17 protein-coding genes and 1 pseudogene are annotated in these 20,400 nt (G+C 61.0%); 6 read left to right on the forward strand and 12 right to left on the reverse strand.

The genetic code is table 11. The features are described from left to right. Nucleotides 1–26 precede the first annotated feature (26 nt). Entirely contained in the window at nucleotides 27–1,940 is a 1,914-nt protein-coding gene (locus tag O3W47_RS01470) for a PhoX family protein (RefSeq protein WP_080820533.1), read from the forward strand. Nucleotides 1,941–2,331: 391 nt separating this feature from the next. On the opposite strand, the gene O3W47_RS01475 is transcribed toward O3W47_RS01470, so the two are convergent. The 5 genes from O3W47_RS01475 to O3W47_RS01495 form a co-directional block, all read right to left on the reverse strand. Further along, a complete protein-coding gene (locus O3W47_RS01475) occupies nucleotides 2,332–3,636 on the reverse strand; it encodes an HlyD family type I secretion periplasmic adaptor subunit (RefSeq protein ID WP_269313697.1) in 1,305 nt (434 codons plus the stop codon). A 2-nt stretch (nucleotides 3,637–3,638) separates the two neighbouring features. Further along, on the reverse strand, nucleotides 3,639–5,390 hold the full coding sequence (locus O3W47_RS01480; RefSeq protein WP_269312770.1) for a type I secretion system permease/ATPase: 1,752 nt from the start codon (nucleotides 5,388–5,390) through the stop codon (nucleotides 3,639–3,641). 379 nt (nucleotides 5,391–5,769) lie between these two features. Continuing rightward, nucleotides 5,770–7,200, reverse strand: a complete 1,431-nt coding sequence (locus O3W47_RS01485) for an NAD-dependent succinate-semialdehyde dehydrogenase (protein WP_269313698.1) — start codon at nucleotides 7,198–7,200, stop codon at nucleotides 5,770–5,772. 310 nt (nucleotides 7,201–7,510) lie between these two features. Beyond that, nucleotides 7,511–8,974, reverse strand: a complete 1,464-nt coding sequence (locus tag O3W47_RS01490; RefSeq protein WP_269312771.1) for an ROK family protein — start codon at nucleotides 8,972–8,974, stop codon at nucleotides 7,511–7,513. 21 nt (nucleotides 8,975–8,995) lie between these two features. Further along, nucleotides 8,996–9,913 (reverse strand): tagatose-bisphosphate aldolase, encoded by a 918-nt coding sequence (locus tag O3W47_RS01495; RefSeq protein ID WP_262532344.1) that lies wholly within the window; start codon nucleotides 9,911–9,913, stop codon nucleotides 8,996–8,998. 262 nt (nucleotides 9,914–10,175) lie between these two features. Between O3W47_RS01495 and O3W47_RS01500 the strand changes: the two genes are divergently transcribed. The 5 genes from O3W47_RS01500 to O3W47_RS01520 all read left to right on the forward strand — a co-directional run bounded on the left by O3W47_RS01500 (nucleotide 10,176) and on the right by O3W47_RS01520 (nucleotide 15,091). Beyond that, nucleotides 10,176–11,093, forward strand: a complete 918-nt coding sequence (locus O3W47_RS01500) for a sugar-binding transcriptional regulator (RefSeq protein ID WP_269313699.1) — start codon at nucleotides 10,176–10,178, stop codon at nucleotides 11,091–11,093. 159 nt (nucleotides 11,094–11,252) lie between these two features. Continuing rightward, complete coding sequence (locus tag O3W47_RS01505; protein WP_135398461.1) at nucleotides 11,253–12,242, forward strand: ABC transporter substrate-binding protein; 990 nt, start codon at nucleotides 11,253–11,255, stop codon at nucleotides 12,240–12,242. 125 nt (nucleotides 12,243–12,367) lie between these two features. Then, a complete protein-coding gene (locus O3W47_RS01510) occupies nucleotides 12,368–13,414 on the forward strand; it encodes an ABC transporter permease subunit (RefSeq protein ID WP_233284797.1) in 1,047 nt (348 codons plus the stop codon). Beyond that, nucleotides 13,407–14,150, forward strand: a complete 744-nt coding sequence (locus O3W47_RS01515) for an ATP-binding cassette domain-containing protein (protein WP_080820521.1) — start codon at nucleotides 13,407–13,409, stop codon at nucleotides 14,148–14,150. Before O3W47_RS01510 ends, O3W47_RS01515 begins: the two co-directional genes overlap by 8 nt. 125 nt (nucleotides 14,151–14,275) lie before the next feature. Beyond that, nucleotides 14,276–15,091, forward strand: coding sequence for a DeoR/GlpR family DNA-binding transcription regulator (locus O3W47_RS01520; protein WP_269312772.1), 816 nt, complete (start codon nucleotides 14,276–14,278; stop codon nucleotides 15,089–15,091). 84 nt (nucleotides 15,092–15,175) lie between these two features. Here O3W47_RS01520 and O3W47_RS01525 read toward each other — a convergent pair whose 3' ends face one another. The 7 genes and pseudogenes from O3W47_RS01525 to O3W47_RS25330 form a co-directional block, all read right to left on the reverse strand. Then, on the reverse strand, nucleotides 15,176–15,877 hold the full coding sequence (locus O3W47_RS01525) for a ribulose-phosphate 3-epimerase (protein WP_269312773.1): 702 nt from the start codon (nucleotides 15,875–15,877) through the stop codon (nucleotides 15,176–15,178). Then, on the reverse strand, nucleotides 15,874–16,701 hold the full coding sequence (locus O3W47_RS01530; RefSeq protein ID WP_174022305.1) for an alpha/beta fold hydrolase: 828 nt from the start codon (nucleotides 16,699–16,701) through the stop codon (nucleotides 15,874–15,876). The genes O3W47_RS01525 and O3W47_RS01530 overlap by 4 nt, the downstream gene beginning before the upstream one ends. Next, entirely contained in the window at nucleotides 16,698–17,519 is an 822-nt protein-coding gene (locus O3W47_RS01535; RefSeq protein WP_174022306.1) for a sugar phosphate isomerase/epimerase family protein, read from the reverse strand. The genes O3W47_RS01530 and O3W47_RS01535 overlap by 4 nt, the downstream gene beginning before the upstream one ends. After that, on the reverse strand, nucleotides 17,519–18,592 hold the full coding sequence (locus O3W47_RS01540) for a Gfo/Idh/MocA family protein (protein ID WP_262532325.1): 1,074 nt from the start codon (nucleotides 18,590–18,592) through the stop codon (nucleotides 17,519–17,521). Before O3W47_RS01540 ends, O3W47_RS01535 begins: the two co-directional genes overlap by 1 nt. Before the next feature lie 124 nt (nucleotides 18,593–18,716). Next, nucleotides 18,717–19,489: pseudogene (locus tag O3W47_RS01545) on the reverse strand (SDR family NAD(P)-dependent oxidoreductase). Then, complete coding sequence (locus tag O3W47_RS01550) at nucleotides 19,476–19,865, reverse strand: FCD domain-containing protein (RefSeq protein ID WP_269312774.1); 390 nt, start codon at nucleotides 19,863–19,865, stop codon at nucleotides 19,476–19,478. The pseudogene O3W47_RS01545 and the gene O3W47_RS01550 overlap by 14 nt, the downstream one beginning before the upstream one ends. Next, nucleotides 19,774–20,241 (reverse strand): FadR/GntR family transcriptional regulator, encoded by a 468-nt coding sequence (locus tag O3W47_RS25330; protein WP_442864598.1) that lies wholly within the window; start codon nucleotides 20,239–20,241, stop codon nucleotides 19,774–19,776. The genes O3W47_RS01550 and O3W47_RS25330 overlap by 92 nt, the downstream gene beginning before the upstream one ends. Nucleotides 20,242–20,400 lie beyond the last annotated feature (159 nt).

The raw sequence follows: 20,400 nt of genomic DNA on the forward strand, positions 1-20,400 counted from the left end.
CAAACAAGCAACGGTGGAGACAGACTATGACCGACATCGATACGAGCAAATTGTCCTGGGACGAGTGGGACGAACTGCAGAACCCGCCGCCGGCCGAAACCGATTTCGACCGCGTGGTCGAAACCGCGATTTCCCGCCGCGGCTTTCTCGGCGGCGTGCTTGCCTTCGGTTCGGCCGCGGCCGCCATGGGCACGCTCGGCAACCTGATGAGCAGCACCTCGGCCGAAGCGCAGGAAGCCGCCGTCGGCCGTTTCCCCTTCAAGCCGGTTGCGGCGGCCACCGACAACACCATCCACGTCCCGGAAGGTTATAACTGGAAGCCGCTGGCGAAATGGGGCCAGCCGCTGTTCTCCAACGTTCCAGATCTCGACCCCGCCAAGGGCGTCAGTGTTGAAAACTCCGACAAGGTCTTCGGCGAAAACACCGATGGTATGGAACTCTTCGTGGTCGGCAGCCACCAGCTGATCGCCGTCAACCATGAATATGTGAACCCGGAAACCAACCTGCCGCACGCCGAAAAGGGCAACCCGAAGACGGCCGACGATGTGAAGATCCTGCAGAACATGCAGGGCGTCACCGTCATGGAAGTCGCGGAAGACAAGGACGGCTGGAAGATCGTTCTCGACAGCCCCTTCAACCGCCGTATCCACCACAATACGCCGATGAAGCTTTCCGGCCCGGCCGCAGGCTCCGATCTCGTCAAGACCGCCGCCGACCCGAAGGGCGTCGACTGTCTCGGGACCTTCAACAATTGCGGCGCCGGCCGCACACCGTGGGGCACCTATCTCACCTGCGAAGAAAACTTCAACGGCTATTTCGGCACCACCGACGCCGCCTTCAAGCTGCCTGACGATTATAAGCGTTACGGCATCGTCGCCGAAACCCGCTACGCCTATGAGAAGTTCGACGAGCGTTTCGACGTCGCCAAGAACCCCAACGAACCGCGCCGCGCCGGTTACGTGGTCGAGATCGATCCTTCGGACGCCTCCTCCACCCCGATCAAGCGCACTGCGCTTGGCCGTATCAAGCACGAAAACGCCGCCGTCGTGATCGCCCGCGATGGCCGTGTCGTCGTTTACATGGGTGACGACGAGCGTGGCGAATTCCTCTATAAATTCGTCTCCAACGGCATCTACGTGCCGGGCGGCGACACCTCTAAGCTGCTCGATGAAGGCACGCTTTACGTCGCGAAATTCTCCGACGACGGCGCCGGCGAATGGCTCGCCCTGACGCCTGAAACCACCGGCATGAAGATCGACGAAATCTGCGTCTTCACCCGTCAGGCCGCTTCCAAGGTGGGCGCGACGACGATGGATCGCCCGGAATGGGTCGCCATCAACCCGGTCGCCATCGAAGCCTATTGCGCGCTGACCAACAACAGCCGCCGCGGCGAAATGAAGGACGGCAAGCTGCGCGCCAATGCCGGCGGCGACGCCATGGCGATCAACGCCGCCAACCCGCGCGAAAAGAACGAATACGGCCAGATCGTGCGCTGGTATCCGGAAAATGACGACCATGCGGACGGCAAGTTCAAGTGGGACCTGTTCTGCATGGCCGGCAACCCCACCGTCCACAAGGACGCCTATGCCGGCTCCTCGAACATCAACGAAGGCAACATGTTCAATTCGCCTGACGGCATGATGTTCGATAGCACCGGCCTGCTCTGGATCCAGACCGACGGCGAGGACACCAATGAAGGCAACTTCGCCGGACAGGGCAACAACCAGATGCTGGCGGGCGACCCGGCCACCGGCCGTATCGAGCGCTTCCTCACCGCCCCGAAGGGTTCCGAAGTCACCGGCCAGACATGGTCCGGCGACAAGCGCACCCACTTCGTCGGCATCCAGCACCCCGACGCCCCCTTCCCGGATGGCGAAGGCAAGCTGCCGCGCTCGACCGTCATCGCCATCAAACGCGATGACAATGTGAAGATCGGCTAAGCCATAGACGTATTGGCAGCCGGACCGCGACGGAAATCGCGATCCCGTTTCACCATAAGACGCCGCGCGGCCAAGGGACGCGCGGCGTTTTGCCGGGTTGCGAAGGCATGTTTGCGAAGCGGCACATTTCCACGTCCTCATCTCGGACAGCCCCTCCCTCATTGATCACACGGTTGCTCCAGGCCGGTACGGCCCGTCATGGATCGCAGGAGACTGTTTACGACGCAGGCGCCCGCCGACATATTTCCACATCGCGGCTTGGCGGCTTGGCGGCTTGGCGGAAGAAAGCTCTGCGCGCTTTATAAGCAAAGCAACGCCGTGCATCCTTGGAGATGCACGGCGTTGCTAATTGATCGCACTATTTCGTCCAATGGCGCACCGGATCTTGCCTTCAGGCTTCGCGGAAGGTGCGGTTCGCCTGATCGAGCAGGGGTTTGAGGAAATAGGACAATACGCTTCTTTCGCCTGTCGTGATGAAGGCTTCCACCGGCATTCCGGGCATGAGGCTGAATTCGCCCAACCGCTTTATCTGCTCCTGCGAGGTGGCGACGCGCACGAGGTAATAGCTCGTGCCCGTTCGCTGATCCACCGTCACGTCAGCCGAGATACGCTCCACAGTGCCTGTAATTTCCGGCGTCGTTTTCTGGTTGAAGGCGGAAAAGCGCAGGTTCGTCGCCTGGCCGTAAAATATCTGGTCGATGTCCTGCGGCGCGACCTTGGCTTCCACCACCAGCTTGTCGACTTCCGGCACGATCATCATGATCTGTTCGCCCGGCGCAACGACCCCGCCGACAGTGTGTACTGAAAGTTGATGCACCACCCCATCCTGCGGCGCGAGAATATCGACACGTTTCAGCTGGTCTTCGGCCGCCACCCGGCGTTCGACATATTCGCCGATGCGGGCATCCATTTCGCGCAGATCGGCCCCCACCTCTTCCGACCATTGCTCGTCGATCTGAAGAATTTGCAGCCTGGTTTCGCTGATCTTCGCCTCGACCCCGGCAATGCCAGCCATCAGCCGGCCGATGTCGCCATCGATATCCGTGGCCTGACGCTCCAGCGTACTGAGCCGGCTTTTTTCCATCAGGCCTCGCTCATGCAGGGAGCGAAAGCGGTTCAACTCCTCGCCGACCATGCCCTGTTCGCGGAAATTCGCAGCGCGCTCGGCATCCATGCCGGCAATCTCATCGCGAAGCTGCTGCACACGCTGTTCAAGCTGGCGTTTTTTGCTTTCGCGAACGGCCTTGCGGTTTTCATAAAGACGCTGTTCGGCATTCATCATCGCGGCGATCTCGACATCGGCGGCTCGCCCAAGCAGCACTTGCGGGAACACGACCTTGCCGGCGCGGTCACGCTCGCTCTCCAGCCGCGCCTTGCGGGCGTTGAATTGATCGAGGCTCTTGACGATGATGGCCAGATTTGCCCGCGTCATCGTCGCATCGATGCGCATGACGACGTCGCCGGCCTTCACCCGGTCGCCATCGCGCACCATCAATTCGCTGACGACGCCGCCCACGGGATGCTGGACCTTCTTCAGGCTGGTTTCCACCACCAGCGAGCCCTGGGCAATGACCGCGCCGACGATTTCGGTGCCAATTGCCCAACCGCCGAAGATGCCGGTCAGGGTGAGAAAACCAAGTCCACCGACAAGAAGGTGGCTGCGGATCGAGCGTCTGAGTGCCTGCCATTCATCCATCTTCATGCCTTTCCTGTTTCCACGCCCTGAACGACCTTGAGGGCGCCGGCCGCACCGCTGACCGGGCGCAGCACCTTGGCGAGCACCTCATCCTTCGGGCCGAAAGCCTGTTGCCGCCCTTCGGCGAGCATCAATACCTTGTCCACGGCTAAAAGCGCGCTGGGGCGATGAGCGATGACGACGGCCACGCCACCACGCTCACGAATGCCGAGAATGGCTGCTGTCAGCGCCTCCTCGCCTTCGGAATCAAGGTTGGAATTCGGCTCATCGAGCACAACGAGGAACGGGTCGCCATAAACTGCCCGCGCGAGCGCGATCCTCTGTTTCTGCCCCGCTGACAATTGCCGCCCGGCTTCCCCCACCTGTGTGGAATAGCCCTCCGGCAGGCTCACGACGAGATCGTGAATTCGCGCTGCGCGCGCGGCCGCAATGATCTTTTCCGAGCTTGCCTGTCGGTCGAATGAGGCGATGTTTTCGGCAATGGTGCCGTCCAGCAGTTCGATCGCCTGCGGCATGTAGCCGATGTGGCGGGCCAGCGCTTCAGCCGGCCATTGGTCCAGTGTCGCGCCATCCAGTCGGACCGAGCCTTTGAGCGGACGCCAGAGCCCGACCAGCAACCGCGCAAGCGAACTTTTCCCCGAACCGCTGGCCCCGATCACGCCAAGGGCGCTGCCCGACGCGAGCGTGAAGGCGACATCCTGCAGAACCGGCTCTGCCGCCTCCGGCGGGATGACGCCGACACACTCTACGGAGAGAAGGGAGCGGGGCGCTGGAAGGTCCATGCGCATGGCGGCATCCGGTAGCAGCGCAAGCGTCTTTTCAAGACGGCGGCGGCTTTGCCGCGCGGCGATGAAGCCCTTCCAGTTGGCGATGGCGAGATCGACGGGAGCGAGCGCCCGCGCCGACAGGATGGAACCGGCGATGATGATGCCGGGTGTCGCCTGCTCATTAATGACCAGCCACGCCCCGACAGCGAGAATACCCGATTGCAGCAGCATGCGCAGCACCTTGCTCGCCACACCGAAACCGGAGGCGATATCGCTTGCGGTGCGCTGCCCACGGCCATAAGCGCGATTGTCCACCTGCCAGCGCTCCCGCAATGGCGGCGTCATTCCCATGACGGCGATGATGTCGGCGTTGCGGCGAGTGCTCTCAATCAGCCGGTTGCGCGCGGAAGCGTGTCGTGCGGTCTCTTCCACGGGACGCTTGGAGACAAGCTCCGTCATCAGCGTGAACATCGTGAGAATTGCGGCGCCTGCGAGCGCAGTGACCCCGAGCCAGAAATGGAAGGCGAAACAGATGGCAATATAAAAAGGCAGCCAGGGCAGGTCGAACAAAGCGGTCGGTCCGCTTCCCGACAGGAAGGAGCGAATTGTATCGAGATCACGAAGCGGTTGCGCCTGAGCGCCGCTGACAGGCATTCGCACTTGCAGACCGATCACCGCATCGTAAACCCTGGAGGACAGGACCTGGTCGAGACGATCGGAGATGCGCACCAGCAGGCGGCCGCGCACGGCATCGAACAGACCCTGAAACACATAAAGCGCCACCACGATGGCGAACAGGGCCAAGAGCGTCGGCAGGCTGCGGCTCGGCAACACGCGGTCATAGACCTCCATCATGAAGAGCGAGCCGGTGAGATAAAGAATATTGACCAGAGCGCTCATGAGGCCGACGCCGACGAAAGCGACAGCGCAGCCCGCAAACACACCCTTGATCTGACGCACATTATTATTGGCGGATTGAAAACGCATTTTTACTATCCATTGAAATCGCGGCGACAGGATCAGCCGAGGCGGCTGGCGATCATGTTTGAAGAGGTCGTCATCTCCTGGCCTTCCTTGCACGACACGGATCGGCCCGAGGGCCATGTCGGCACGCCTAGTGGCGAAGGCTAACGGGCGGATGACGGATTCGCGATAAATCGTAGACGCGCCATAGTGATTTCCCATGCCCGCCATCGGTTTCCCAACGGGGTCGCGGAATCACCAGTCCACCCTACACTGTCTTTGATGAATCCCAGGCCGGATCGCCGCCCGGATTTCCGACATGCAGGAGCAAAATTGCGTCAGGCGTGATGCTCCGGTGATCGGCAACGGGCTTTATTCCAACGAAGCCCGGTAATGCCCGAAGCTATATGCCGCCCATGCAGAGATATTTCATTTCAAGATAATCCTCCATGCCATGGCGCGAACCCTCGCGGCCGATGCCGGATTGTTTGACGCCGCCGAAGGGCGCTGCCTCCGACGACATGCGGCCCGTATTGATGCCGACCATGCCATATTCCAGGGCTTCGGCGACACGCCACACGCGCTTGAGATTGGAGGCGTAGAAATAGGCAGCCAGACCGTAGATCGTGTCATTGGCTTCGCGCACAACCTGCTCCGCATCCTCGAAACGGATGATGGGGGCGAGCGGGCCGAAAGTCTCTTCCTGGGCAACCCGCATCGTGCCTGTAACCCCGGTGACGACCGTGGGTTCGAAAAAGGTTCCGCCGTTCGAGGCGCGCTTGCCGCCACAACGGATTGTGCCGCCTCTTGCGCTGGCGTCGGCCAAATGCCCCTCGATCTTGTCGATGGCGTGGCTGTCGATCATCGGGCCGATGGTAACATCGGGATCGAAGCCATCGCCGACCTTCAACTCGGCCACGCGCGCGACGAATTTCTCCGCAAACTCATCATGAACCGCTGACTGCACATAGATGCGGTTGGCAGAGACGCAGGTTTGGCCGCCATTACGGAATTTCGCCTGAATGGCTCCTTCCACGGCTTCATCAATATCGGCATCGTCAAAAACGATGAAAGGGGCATTACCGCCCAGTTCGAGGTTGAGCTTCTTGATCTGCGGCGCGCACTGGCTCATCAGCAGCCGGCCAACTTCGGTCGAGCCGGTGAAGCTGATCTTGCGTATTTTGGCATTGGCGCACAATTCCGCACCGACGTCGGCGCCGTGGCTCGCATAAATGAGGTTGAGCGTCCCCTCCGGAAAACCGGCGAGCCGGGCCAGCACGAACATGGCCCCCGCCACCAGCGGCGTCTGTTCGGCGGGCTTCAGTACGATGGCGCAACCGGCCGCAAGTGCGGGCGAAATCTTGCGAGCTACCATGGATGCGGGAAAATTCCACGGCGTGATCGTGCCCACCACACCCACTGCCTGCTTGATAACGAGCATCCGCCGATCGTTGGAAGGGGCGGAAATAGTTTCGCCGTAGATGCGGTTCGCCTCCTCGGCATACCATTGCACGTAAGCGGCGGCGTGGGAGACTTCGGATTTTGCTTCCGCCAGCGGCTTGCCCATCTCCGCGGTCAGCATCGTTGCCAGGTCATCCGAATGGAGGACGATCAGCTGGTGCCAGCGTCGCATCACTGCGCTCTTGTCCTTGGCCGGCAGGCTCGCCCATACGCCCTGCGCTTCGGCCGCGAGGTCAATCGCCTCCCGCGTTTCCAGAGCCCCCATATCCGGCAGCCGCGCAAGCTGCGCACCGGTCGAAGGATTGAAAACATCAAACTCCGCGCCCGACCACGCCCGGTCGCCGAAAGTAACGCCAGCGAGATCGGCAAACAGATCCGGCCGAGCAAGCCTGTCGAGGAGAGCAGGAAAAAGCGACAAGGACGGTTCCCCCTTTGACACAACGACCCGAACAGGCCGACACACCGCTATTTTAGCGACTGACCGCCGGTTGAAAGGCGCCGGCATCGGTGGTAGCGCCGCGCCCGAAAAACGTCAATATTGCGCGTGCATTCGCAGCAATCGATCAATAAAATTCATGATTCATCGCACAATATCGAACCGGAGATCTGACTGCCCCCGTCATTTCAGGCATGTCCGCCAGCGCACCGGCCGGCCCTTCAGTGACCCTGGGCTGAACCGCAATTCACGCCACGCGCCGTTGCCAGCCCGGAGGTCCCTTCGCGAAGGCGGCCTTCACCCAGCTTAGAACCGCGACATCGTCAGGTGGCAGGGTGGTGTCGACATCGAAAACAGGCGCGAGCCCTGTCGGTTCAGCTCTGGCCGCAAGCGCAATGAGTTCAGGGATGTAGCCTTCGCCCGGATGGCCCGGCAGCCTGTCCGCGAGACGCGCGCGATACCGTTCCGCTACGACCTCGGCAGGCGCATGGCACCAGATTTCTGCGAGTTCCGCCGCACCTGCTTTCTCAAGGTGCTCCTTCAACAACTCGATGGGCTGAAAGCCGAACCAAGCATCGACGATGAAACCCGACCCTTCCGGTGCGTCTTTTATGATTTGAAAGATCGCCTGATAACTGGCTTTGCCAAGCGTCCGATTGAACAGCCGGTCGACACCCTCGATATGCTCAAGGAAAGGGTTCTTGATCGTGTCCAGCGCCAGCACCGGCCAGCCCGTCTGCTGCGACAGCATACGCGCCAGAGTGCTCTTTCCGGACGCCGGGATGCCGTTCACGAAGACGATATGTTTGCCCCTCGTCTTTGCCGGCACGGCGGGCGAGGTTTCCACAAGCCGGCGCGCCATCAGGCCCGCGCCGATCATGCCGGCGTCATCGCCAAGCGCTGCCGCACGTATGTCCGTCGAATACCAGCCCTGCGCCCTGGGTAAGAAACCGAGCGCGGCAACCGCCGCCTGTCCCATGCCGCCACCCAGCAGGAATACGGCGGGATCGAAGGATGCAGACAATGAACCGATGGCCGCACGCAGAGGCCCGGCCCAGTTGCGCAGCACCTCAAGCGCCCTTTCGTCGCCTGCCCGGGCCAATTGCAGAATATCGTCGAAACGGATTTCCGCGGGATAACCTGCTTCCTCGATATGACGGCCAAGCGCCGTACCGGAGGATTCCGTTTCGACGCAGCCGCGCTGGCCGCACACACATTTGCGACCGTTGTGATTGACGATGATATGGCCGAGCTGACCGGCGCTCTGCCTGCCCTGCACGATCCGACCGTTTTCCATGGACGCACCGCCGATGCCGGTGCCAATGGTCAGCATGACCGCGCTGGCAGCCCCCGCCGCCGCTCCAACGGCGGTCTCGCCCACCAGCGCCATGCTGCAATCGTTGGAGATCGCCACCGGGCGATTGAAGGTCTTTTCGGTCAAAGCCTTGATATCGCAGCCAGACAGATCGAGATAGCCGCCGGAGAGCACCGCGCCGGTTTCCCCATCGACACGGCCGGGGACGCCGATACCAATGGCAAGGACGTCAGGAGCATCCATCTCCGATATCAGACCGAAGATCAGCTTGATCGCCGTCGAAGGGTCGCGGCTGCCCGGCACGATCTTCTTGCGCAGAATTTCACCCTGCGGTGAAATCCGGGCGGCGCGAATATTCGTGCCGCCAATATCCACACCAATGGTGCAATCTTGCATGTCCATCTCCACCCACTGGTTTCATGCAGCCTTGCTGTTCTGACCCCGATAATAACGCGAAATCACCGCCTGGATATCGCGCAACCGCGACACGGCCACGCTCGAGAGTTTTTTCTGTGAAACCGCCCGGTCAAGAGAAATGCAGTCCTTCCACAGCGATCGACCGGCTATGACGCCGGAAGCGCCATTCTTCATCGCCGCTTCAACCTGGCCCAGAAATGTCTCGTGATCCACCCCCGCCGATAACACAGCCCAGGGAACATCGCCGGCAATTCGTGTGATTTCAGCGCAGGCTTCCTCAGAGCCCGGATACGGGATTTTCAGCACCTTGGCGCCAAGAGCGAGGCAGGCTTCAGACCCCTGTCTGATGAGCAGGGGAATTTTCGCCGCGTAATCTTCCGCACTTTCCCCCTCCAGCCGGTAGGTGAGGAATTCGACGACCAGAAGCAGGTCTTCACGGGCGAAATCCTCGATGTAAGCCTTCAGCGTTTCGAGATTTTTCGTATTGGCGGCCGGCGTGTCCATTCTGAGATAGACCATGATCTTGCCGCCGGTGCCGCCAAGTTCCCGCACCCGCCGGGCATTGACGCCGTCGACCATCTTCGAAATCCGGTAACCTTCCGGCGAGGTGTCCCAGCCCGAAGCATCGATGCCGATCAAAAGCGCCGTGTCACGGGGAAGGAGATCGTTGTCGACCAGTTTGGGTACGGCGCAGATGGGATCAACCAGCACGCAACCGGCATGGGCGGCCAGAAACCGTGTGATATCAGCCTTGGTATCGCCCAGGACATCGTTGCCTATGGACGCCTGTTCCTCGGGCGTTGCGGCCAGCAGAGAGCGCATGCCGCCGCGCTGATCGCAGGCGATCACCATCATCGCGCCATTGGCGCCGCAAATCTGGTGGTATCCGCGTCGTTCCGCTGTTGTCATGGCTGTCATGGTGTAATCTCCGACTCCGCTGTCTGGTCAGCATTTGTTGATGGAATGCCCGGCGAGGATCGGAAAAAACGCAATATTCAACCGCGACGCGCCCGGCGAAGGACGCGTCCTGAAACAGCCAAAAAATGTCGGGCTTTCAGTGCATTGCGGTTTTGCGGGTTTTCAGCGATAACTCCTCCAAGGCGTGTTCTTGTAACACGTTTCAGAAAGGAATTGCAAGATGCCTCCCCAACCAGCCCAGGAAACACCCGCAACACGCGCCATGATCCATATGGTGGCCAAGCTGCATTATGAGGCCGACATGGCCCAGGTGGATATCGCCCGGAAGCTCGGCGTATCGACGGCAACCGTGTCACGCCTGCTGCAAAAGGCCCGCGCCATCGGCATCGTGCGCATCGAAGTGCTCGATCTCGTCTCCCCCGAAGATATAACCGAGAACCTCATTCAGGCGCTGGGCCTGAAACGGGCGGCGGTGATCGACACACCGGCAACTGGTGTGCTTGGTGCGCTGGCCGCGCCGCTTGGCGCCCTGTTGAAAGAGGAAGGCCTCGGCGCGGGGTCGGTTATCGGAATAGGCTGGGGACGTGCGGTACGCGAAGTGCTCACGGCGGGTCTCATACGCATTCCCGGCATTGTGGCCGTGCCGATGAATGGCGGGATGCAGCAGGCAGCGGCGCATTTCCAGATCAACGAATTTACAAGACAGGCGGCCGAACAATTGGGCGGGACACCGCATTTCCTGCACGCCCCTTACCTTTCGTCGACGACATTGCGAGACGCGTTTTTGAACGATCCGGGCGTGCAGGAAACCACCGGCCTCTGGGACCGGCTCGACTGCTGCATCGTCGGCATCGGCCTGCCGCATGCCATCAACCCACCCGAAGCGAGCGCCGCCACCAACAACGAAAAAAGTCTGGGCGCTGTCGGCGATGTCATCCGCCATTATTTCGATATTGAGGGGCATCCGCTGGCCTGGGATGGAGAGGAAAGGATGATCGCCGCCTCACCGGATCAATTGCGCAATACCAGGCTGTCGATCGGCGTTCTGGCCACGGTGGAAAAGGCAGCGGGCGTCATCGGCGCAGTGCGTTCGGGCATGATCAACGCCGTGGTGACCGATACCGCGACCGCACAGGCCATTCTCGACCTTCTGCAAAGCGGCGGGGGCGCGGCGGCCTGACCGTCACCGGCCCTCTGAAAAACGCATAAAAACGCAAGAAATTATTTTCAGGAAGAAATTTCACTTGACGGACGCACTTTGCGGGCGTGAATATGATTTTCAGCCGGTTTATGGAGGATTTGCCGGCGTGAAGAATTCAGCTCACATAAGGAGGAGACTATGGAGCGCCGTTCATTCTTCAAGGCCGCAGCAGTCACATCGATTGCCGCGGCTGCCGCGCTGACATCAGGACAGGCAAGCGCGCAGGACAAGAAATATACCATCGCCCTCGTTCCGGGCCTGACCACGGACGCCTTTTACATCACCATGCGCAAGGGCGCGGAAGCCGCCGCCAAGGCGGTCGGCGTTACATTGGTGTTTCAGGGCGCACCGGATTTTAACCCCGTCACCCAGGTTCCGGTTCTCGACGCCGTGATCGCCAAAAATCCGGACGCCATCCTGATTGCCCCGACGGACAAGACCCAGCTCGTTCAACCCCTGAAAAAGGCCGCGGATGCCGGCATTCCGGTGATCACCGTCGATACATTCATCGGAACCGGTGTTTATCAGACCGGCGGCGGCGACGCTGATTTCCCGATCTCCTACATTGCGTCTGACAATGTGCTCGGCGGGGAGATCGCCGCGCGCTCGCTGGCCAAGGCGATCGGTGAAAAAGGCAAGGTATACGTCTCCAACGTTAAACCGGGAATTTCGACAACCGATCAGCGTGAGCAGGGCTTCAAGCAGGAGATGGCCAAATATCCCGGCATCACGGTTCTGGAAACGCAGTTTAACGATAACGACGCCAACAAGGCGGCTTCGCAGCTTCAGGCCGTCTACGCGCGCAACAGCGACCTTGCCGGCGTCTTCGGCGCGAACCTGTTTTCCGCACTTGGCGCCGCGAATGGCGTAAAGCAGGCGGGTCAATCCGGCACCATCAAGGTCGTGGCTTTTGATGCGCCCGGCAGCATTGTCGACAATATCAATGCCGGCCTTGTCGACATGGCCATTGCCCAGCATCCAGCGGAAATCGGTTATTTCGGCGTCATGGCGGCCTACGCGCACCTGACCGGTAATTCCATTCCGACCGCCATCGGTACCGGCTTCACGGTGATCGACAAGTCGAACCTGTCCGATCCGAAGGTCGCGAAGTTCATCTACTCGGAATAACAGGTAGCCTCCCGACAACTGGGCGTCCGTCCCGCCAGCGGGGCGGGCGTCATTTTACCTGGATGTTTTGCGGTGGGCGATGGGCGCCCGGCCGCCGGGAAGATACAATGATGGATATCCCCACCATGACGACTTCAGATGAAAAGTCCGTCGCCCCGCAGGCGGACCACGCCGAAGTGAGCAAGACGTTCGTGCAGCGGGTGGCTCAGCTTCGCGCCTGGCTTTTTCTCGCGGCGCTCATCGTAACGTTTGAAATCTGGGCGCGGCTGTCTTTCGGCGGCACCTTCGTTCTGTCCGCCTTCAACTGGCAATCCGTGGCGGTATTCGCCGTCGCCCCGCTGTTGATCGCCATCGGCCAGACATATGTCATCATTTCGGGCGGCATCGACCTTTCGACTGGTTTCATCATGGGGCTGGCAGCGGTCGTGGCGGCCCATGTGACCAATATTGCCGGGCTTTATTTCCCCGCTCCCGTCGCGATGCTGATCGGGATCGCCTTTGCGGTTCTGGCGGCGGGCGTACCGGGCGTTATCAATGGGCTGCTGATCTCGCGGCTGAAGGTGCCGCCCTTTATCGGTACGCTTGGCATGTTCGGCGTTGCGCGCGGCACCGCCTTTCTGCTTGCTTCCGGCACGACTGTCCCGGTATCCAACTCGTGGCTAGCCGCCCTTGGCAACGGCCGTTTTTTTGGCGTTCCCTATCTGGTGCTGGTCGCCGCCGCCTTTGTGCTCATCATGCATTATGTGCTGAGCCAGACGCGCTTCGGTCAGCACAATTACGCCATCGGCGCCAATGTTCAGGCGGCCCGGCGCGCCGGCATCGACATCAAGAAACATATTCTCAAGCTCTACGTCCTCTCGGCCATGTGCGCAGGTCTCGGCGGCGCGCTCTATGCGGCCCGCTTCACCGCCGGCGCCGCACAGGCGGGCGAGCCCCTGCTGCTCGACTCGGTCGCCGCAGTGGTGATCGGCGGCGCATCGCTTTTCGGCGGTTCCGGCTCGATCATCGGCACGGTGGCCGGCGCGCTGGTGATCGCCGTCATCCAATATGGCCTTGTCTTTCTCAACGTCGAGCCATTCTGGCAATTCATTGCCGTCGGCATCGTCATCATCATTTCAGTGCTGATCGATCAGGCCCAGCGCCGGTTCAGCGGAGGCAAGCAGGATGAATAGTCAACCGCTTCTCGAGGTTCGCAATCTTTCCCGCCATTTCGGCGCGGTTAAGGCGCTGGAAAATTGTTCCCTGCTGGTTCGTCCAGGTGAGGTGGTGGCGCTGGCCGGCGACAATGGCGCCGGCAAAACCACCATGATCAAGACACTGTCGGGCGTCTATCCGCCAAGCTCGGGAGAAATCCTGATTGAAGGCAGGCCCGTCAAATTCTCCTCGCCCCAGGAGGCGCGGGAACTGGGTGTCGAGACCATCTATCAGGATCTTGCGCTGGCGGATAATCTGACAATCGGCGCAAATATCTTCCTCGGTCGCGAGCCCATGAAAAAGCTCTTCGGCTTCCTGCCGGTTCTTGATCGCAAGCGCATGGCGGATGCCGCCGCAGAAACCATGGCCAGGCTCGATTTCCACGTCAAACGCCTGGATGCGCCGGTGAGCAATTTCTCCGGCGGCCAGCGGCAGGCGGTGGCTATCGGACGTGCGGTCTACTGGAACGCCAGAATCCTGATCATGGACGAACCGACGGCGGCCCTTGGCGTACCGGAGCAGCGCAAGGTCATTTCACTGATCAAATCGCTGAAGGCGCAGGGTCGCGGCGTGATTTTCATCTCGCACAATCTGCAGGATATTTTCGCCGTCTCCGACCGGATCGTCGTCCTGCGCCGCGGGATTGTCGCGGGCGAGAGAGCAATCTCCGAGACCACGCATGACGAGGTCGTGAAGCTGATGATCGGAGGCTGAGCCATGCGGAGCGACAGCATCTGTATCTTTGCGTGGAATAAGGTTGCTCCCACTGCCGGGTGCATGTTTTAAGGAAAGCGGCCGGCGGCAAGCTGGCCTTTTTTCATGACCGTGAGTAAACGCCGATGACAGACGAAACCGACAATGCGGCCTCTCCTGCCCAAAGCCCGGGCAGCGCGGCGCTTCCGGCCGTTCGTCACAATCGCCTGATCGATCTCCTGCGCCGGAACGGTCAAATGACCGTCGCGGAGATGGTCGAGCAGCTTTCGGTGTCGCGCGACACGATCCGCCGCGACCTCGACCAACTGGAAAGTCGCGGCCTGATCCTGCGTACCCATGGCGGGGCGATCTACAATGACGCGCTGGTCAGGGTCGACACCACGCTCGGCACGCGGATGGACGCCTTTACTGCCGCCAAACAGCGTATGGGCAAGGCGGCAGCGGACCTCATCCGCGACGGCGAAACACTGATCGTCAACGGCGGATCGTCCACCTGTTATTTCGCTGCGGCGCTTGGCGAAAGGCAGAACCTGACGGTCATAACCAACAATCTGCGCCTGCCGCCAGTGGCGCCGGAAAATGCGCTGCGCACGCTGCATATTCTCGGGGGAATCTACTGGCCGGTCTCACAGGTCACCATCGGCACCGTTGGCTTTGCCGAAGTACCGGGCATCAGCGCCGATACCGCCGTCATCGGCGCGACAGGCATTTCAGCGAGCGGTATTTCGATGGGCAGGCTCGAGGAAGCTTCCGAAACGGCGGCCATGATCAAAATGGCGACGCGCACCATCGCTCTCATCGATCAGAGTAAATTCAACGTCACCGCCTTCGCGCGCGTGGCGACCTTCAGCCAGATCACTTTTGTCGTCACGGATGCCTGGCCGCCGGATGCCATCATGACGGCGATCAGGAAGGCGGGCACCCAGCTGATCGTCGCCTGAGCTTCGTCGATGGACGTGCTCCAGTTCTTTGTTTTCACGCATTTTCCGGCCGTAAAACCACTCCGCACTTTTACTGGAAATGCTCTAGAGCGCGCGCAGCCAGGCGATGCGACCCACCAGATCCGGGTCGTTGAAGGCGAGCGATCCGAGCACCACGGTCTGTGCGCCGGCCTCGCGCAACAGCGGCACCGTATTATCCCGAATACCGCCATCGGCCGCCAGCACGACATCGCCGCGCCCCTGCGCCTTGAGGATGGCCGCCGCCTCGATCAGGCGCGGGCAAGCCGCCTCGGAAAGCCCCTGCCCCTTGACGCCGATGGCCGTTCCCAGCAGCGTGACGAAGTCGATATCCGCCACAAGCGGCCGGATTGTCTCGACAGGCGTTTCCAGACGCAGCACCACACCCGCCTTGGGACCCAATTCACGGATCAGCGCAATGGCCTGCGGCGTCACCGCGCCATTTTCCGGATGTATGGAAATCAGGTCGGCGCCCGCTTCGGCGAACTGACGGATCTGGCTGAGCACGATATCGCCCTCCACCATCAGATGGACATGTATGGGACGGAACGTCAATTTACGGATACGCGAAAGCTGATCCGGGAAAAACAGGAACGAGGGCGCGAAACGGCCATCGGCAACATCGGCATGGTAAATATCCACATGCGGATCGACGCGGGCGATTTCCCGTTCCAGGTTGGCGAGATCGGCCGACCACAACGAAAACTCGCCCAGGAGACGGTCCCGCGGCAGAGCCTCGAACCAATTGGCTGCGGCTTTCATGGTCATGCGCATTTCTCCTGGAATGTGTCGAGATACCGGATGAAGTCGGTGAGGGCAGCTTGCAAATCGGCGCTGTAGCGTGCCCTGTCGACGGCCTTGGGTGTGATTGCAATGACGCGGGCATCGGGGATCATTTCACCCAGCCTGTGGGCGTAGTCCAGCGGATGAACGAGATCGAGCCCATGTCCGACCACCAGGGCCGGCACCTTGAGCGCGCGGATCTGGCTTTCATCCACACCCGGACCGTCCCTTGCGATGGCGTCCAGAAGCACTGCAATGGCTGCGGGTTCAGGATGATCGAAGAAGCCGGCAAGCGAGGCAAGATTGTCCGGCGCCTCATGCGCAAGCCTGCGGCCCGTGGGCGATGCAAGAAACGCCGCCCGTCCGTTCCGCCCGGATTGCCGGAGATGATCGGCGACCAAGGAAAAGGCCCTCATATTCTCCGGCGCAGCTTCCGCCAGCCAGGCGGGACGGATGAGCATCAGGCCCGTCACCCGACCGGGGTGCAGGACCGCGATACGCAGCGCAATCGCCGCGCCCATGGAGATGCCGCCGATCGCGAACCGCGCAAGGCCAAGCGCATCGGCAACGGCGATCAGATCATCGGTAAAACCGGCGATGGAATAAGACTCGCCGCTCGCCAGCCCTGAAAGGCCATGGCCACGGCATTCGAGCGTGATGCGGCGACATGAAAGCCCCTCGGGAAAACTATCCGCAACCTGCCTGCGATCGCCGCCAAGCCCATGCTGAAAGATAACCGGAAAGCCCGCGCCGCAATCTTCGACATGAACCTTTCGCCCATCCGGCAGCCTGTGAAGATATCTGCTCATGCGATGAGACTGGCAAGAAAACGCCGCACGTCCGGTGCTTCCTGTTCCGAAAGTCCGTGGGTGACGACCGGGCCATCGAAACCGGCGATATCGAGGCGCCTGATGAAATCCGGAAAGTCGATGACGCCGCGCCCGGCGGTTACAAATCCGCCCTCGGCATCGCGATCCTTGGCATGCGCCATCACGATATGGCCGGCAAGCCGGTCGATGGCGTCGGCCACGATCGCTCGCGCGCCGTCGGCATCCGCCTTTTCAAACAGATTGGCCGGATCGAGCACGATGCCGAGGGATGGCGAGCCGATCTCCCGCATCAATCGAACAGCATCGTCCGCGTTGCGCACGACATTGGCCTGCTCCGGCTCGATACCGAGCCTGATCCCCAGGGTATCAGCCTGTTCCGCCGCAGGGGCCATCTGTTCGACAAGGTCTCTCCAGGCTTCCGCCGTGTCATTGTCGGGGTGATGGCGCCACTGGTCCTCGCGGTCGCGCGTGCCCGTGCACAACGTCACCACGGGAATGGCAAGACACGCGGCGACCTTAAGGCAGACCCCAAGACGCCTCATGCCCTCGATGCGTCGCGCATGGTCGGGATGGATCATGTTATAGGTCGCGGAAAGGGCGGCAATACGGACACCCGTCGCACGGGTGGCGGCGGCGATGGCTTCCACGGCCTCCTCGGATACGGCGTCGGGCATCGAGGCGAGACCGGAACAGGCGAGATTATATTGCACACAGGCGTAACCATCGGCCGCAGCACGCGTAAGAACCGCGAGAGGATCCGTGCCCGGATAGGTCTTGGCGAATATGCCCACCTGCATCAGACCGCCCCTGTCATCGTTGCAACATCGATCCGCTGGCCGGTCTCGACGGATCTCGCGATGGCAGCCATGGCGCGAACCGAAGCAAGCCCATCCTCGATGCCGGCGCCGCGCATCGGTGCGCTGTCAAGAACGACCTCTGCAAAACCCTCGAGTTGCCGTCGATAGAAATGGCCGTCCGCGCCCAGCGGCCGCTCATAGGATGCGGTGCGCTCGCGGAAAATCTCCACCTCGCTTGCCTTGTAATACCAGGGGTTATGGGTTTTTGCGAGGACGCTGCCGTTCTCGCCATAGATATGGAAGCCCTCGTGCCAGTCCATCCGCACAGCCACGGTCAGGTCCAGATGGCCGAGCGTGCCATCGGCAAAGCCGGTTTCGACAAACCAGCAATAGGCTCCGAAACGCTGAAGTAGTCTCGCCCTCACCCATTCGATATCGCCACAAAGATGACGGGCGATGTCGACCAGATGGCTGCCATGCGCCAGCATGTAATAGCGCTTGAGGTCAGCCTTCGGATTTTCCCGCGGCTTCAGGGCCGCCTTCGACAGAACCGGCAAGGGTTGCACCGCATCGGTCATCGTGTAGCGGTGGGTGCTGTCGCAATACCAGGCCTTCAGCGCCAATCGCTCGCCCATCTCATTGTCGATGAAGTGTTTGGCCGCCTCTATGCCGGGATCGAAACGCTTCATATGGCCGATCTGCAGCACCTTGCCAGTCCGTCGCACGGTTTCGGCCAGTGTCTCGACTTCCTCGACACTGACGCCAACCGGTTTTTCGCACAGCACGTGTTTGCCGGCTTCCAGCGCGCGGATCGCCGCCGGGACGTGGAAAGCGTCGGACGTGGCGATGACGACCGCCTCAAGCTCCGGATCGGCAAGCATGGCATCGTAATCATGATACACCTTGTCCGGCTCATAGGTCGCGCCCATGCGCGCGGCAAGATCCTGCACGACGTCGCAGATCGCATAGAGCCTGGTATTCCGGCCCTTCACCGTGGATTCGAAATGCGCGAACTGGGCGATCGGCCCGCAACCGAGCACACCGACGCGCAATTGCCGATCCAGTTTTTTCACGCTGTCCTCCCGATGCGAAGCCGCTTCAATCTCGGCCCTTTCGCAGGGCGATGTCAAGAGGAATGCAGCATCAAACAGCACAAAAGCGCAAATATACGCATACAAAGGCCGGCGCTCATCGCCTCTATTTTACCCCCAATCCCGCCAGCAGGCCGCCATCGATCAGGTAATCGGCACCGGTGATGAAACCGGCGCGGTCCGAGGCCAGAAACAGCACCAGCGCCGCGATCTCTTCCGGCTCCCCAATCCGGCCAATGGGATGAGCGGCGCCAAATCTGCGGAAGGCCTCCTCCACGTCGGCGTCAGCACCATCGAAGGTTCGCGCGGCGAGCTCCAGAATGGGCGTGCGCACGGAACCGGGGCTGACCGAGTTGACCCGGATGCGATCGCCTGCGTGATCCAGCGCCATGGCCCGCGTCAGGGCATGAATGGCGCCTTTGTGGCGACATAGGCTGCGACATTCTTCTGGCAGGCATGCCCCTGCACGGAGGAAATATTGACGATCGCGCCGCCGCCACGCTTTTGCATCAAAGGGATGCCATGGCGGGCCGTGAGTTGTATGGAGCCGACATTGACCGCGTAAGCCTTGAGAAAGACTTCAGGATCGGTGTCCACAACGGTTCCGTAGGGGTGAATGGCTGCGGAATTAACGATCACGTCGAGCCCTTCGAAAGCGGAAAAGGCCGCTTCCACCTCGCTGCTGCTGGCAACGTCGCAGGTCCGGATGACAAGATCGAGCTTTTCCGACCGCGCCACATCCCGCAACCCATCATTTGCAGCTTCATCAATGCCCAGACAGGTGACCTGCGCGCCGGCGCGCGCCAATTCCAGCGCCGACGCGCGGCCAATGCCGGAGGTTCCCGTTACCAGGGCAATCTTGCCCTCAAACTCCCCCATCAACGCCTCCTGCCCCGGCAGCATCTTCTGAAAGGCCGTCTTTTGCCTCGATGAATCTGAGACCGAAATCCAGGTGCCGGCTCAGAAGATAACTGAAAGCGAGGCGGTCCCGCGCCCGCAGCGCATCGATGATCTCCTGATGCGCGGTATAGGTGGCATCGTGAATGGGCCGATTGCCTTTTCCAATCCGCATGATTTCAAGCATGGCATTACGCTGCGAAAGATAGCTGGCGTGCAGCACGCTGTTACCCGCCAACTGCACAAGGAGATCGTGAAAGACGAAATCATTCTCTGCGGCCTCCTCCGCGCCGACGCTTTCCCGCACCCTGCGATTGGCGGCATCCAGCGCGTCGAGGTCGCTTTGCGCCGCGCGCATGAGCACGATCTCCCCGCCGCTGTTTCCACCACTTTGCGGAAGCCCTGCACCTCGCGGAAGGAGGCGGGGAAATGGCATGATGCAATGTCATCAGCCGGTCGACGGCGTGACTTTGACGATTGGTCAACACCGCGCCTGTTTTCGGCCTGATGTCGATGACGCCGTAGGCGCGTAGATATTGCAAAGCCTCGCGCACCGTATTGCGGCTCGCCCCCAGCATAAGGCCAAGCTCGCGCTCCGTGGGCAATGCATCGCCGAAAGCGAGATTCCTGTCCGAAATCATCCGCTGGATATTGGCTATCAGCCGCTCAACGGCCGAACCGCGCGGCGCATCCGAGGAAGGCGCTTTATCAATGATGTGCATGGCCCCTCCCATCAGATGTTCAATTGTTGGATGTTACGAAGAAAATGTCAATTGAAGAGGCCATCTTTGCTCGGTCCTGGCAAAAATGCTTAATATTGGTCCAACAAATAAGTAAGAACGCCGTCAAAACACGGTTGGGTCTGTGCCTGCCGACGTTCACCGCGCGGACGG

This window comes from Agrobacterium sp. LMR679 (genome assembly GCF_027157905.1).
Classification (GTDB): domain Bacteria; phylum Pseudomonadota; class Alphaproteobacteria; order Rhizobiales; family Rhizobiaceae; genus Agrobacterium; species Agrobacterium leguminum.

Coding starts and splice junctions, on each gene's coding strand:
- O3W47_RS01470 (WP_080820533.1), top strand. CDS start 27: ATGACCGACATCGATACGAGCAAATTGTCCTGGGACGAGTGGGACGAA.
- O3W47_RS01475 (WP_269313697.1), bottom strand. CDS start 3,636: ATGGATGAATGGCAGGCACTCAGACGCTCGATCCGCAGCCACCTTCTT.
- O3W47_RS01480 (WP_269312770.1), bottom strand. CDS start 5,390: ATGCGTTTTCAATCCGCCAATAATAATGTGCGTCAGATCAAGGGTGTG.
- O3W47_RS01490 (WP_269312771.1), bottom strand. CDS start 8,974: ATGCAAGATTGCACCATTGGTGTGGATATTGGCGGCACGAATATTCGC.
- O3W47_RS01495 (WP_262532344.1), bottom strand. CDS start 9,913: ATGACAGCCATGACAACAGCGGAACGACGCGGATACCACCAGATTTGC.
- O3W47_RS01500 (WP_269313699.1), top strand. CDS start 10,176: ATGATCCATATGGTGGCCAAGCTGCATTATGAGGCCGACATGGCCCAG.
- O3W47_RS01505 (WP_135398461.1), top strand. CDS start 11,253: ATGGAGCGCCGTTCATTCTTCAAGGCCGCAGCAGTCACATCGATTGCC.
- O3W47_RS01510 (WP_233284797.1), top strand. CDS start 12,368: ATGACGACTTCAGATGAAAAGTCCGTCGCCCCGCAGGCGGACCACGCC.
- O3W47_RS01515 (WP_080820521.1), top strand. CDS start 13,407: ATGAATAGTCAACCGCTTCTCGAGGTTCGCAATCTTTCCCGCCATTTC.
- O3W47_RS01520 (WP_269312772.1), top strand. CDS start 14,276: ATGACAGACGAAACCGACAATGCGGCCTCTCCTGCCCAAAGCCCGGGC.
- O3W47_RS01525 (WP_269312773.1), bottom strand. CDS start 15,877: ATGACCATGAAAGCCGCAGCCAATTGGTTCGAGGCTCTGCCGCGGGAC.
- O3W47_RS01530 (WP_174022305.1), bottom strand. CDS start 16,701: ATGAGCAGATATCTTCACAGGCTGCCGGATGGGCGAAAGGTTCATGTC.
- O3W47_RS01535 (WP_174022306.1), bottom strand. CDS start 17,519: ATGCAGGTGGGCATATTCGCCAAGACCTATCCGGGCACGGATCCTCTC.
- O3W47_RS01550 (WP_269312774.1), bottom strand. CDS start 19,865: ATGCGCGCGGCGCAAAGCGACCTCGACGCGCTGGATGCCGCCAATCGC.
- O3W47_RS25330 (WP_442864598.1), bottom strand. CDS start 20,241: ATGGGAGGGGCCATGCACATCATTGATAAAGCGCCTTCCTCGGATGCG.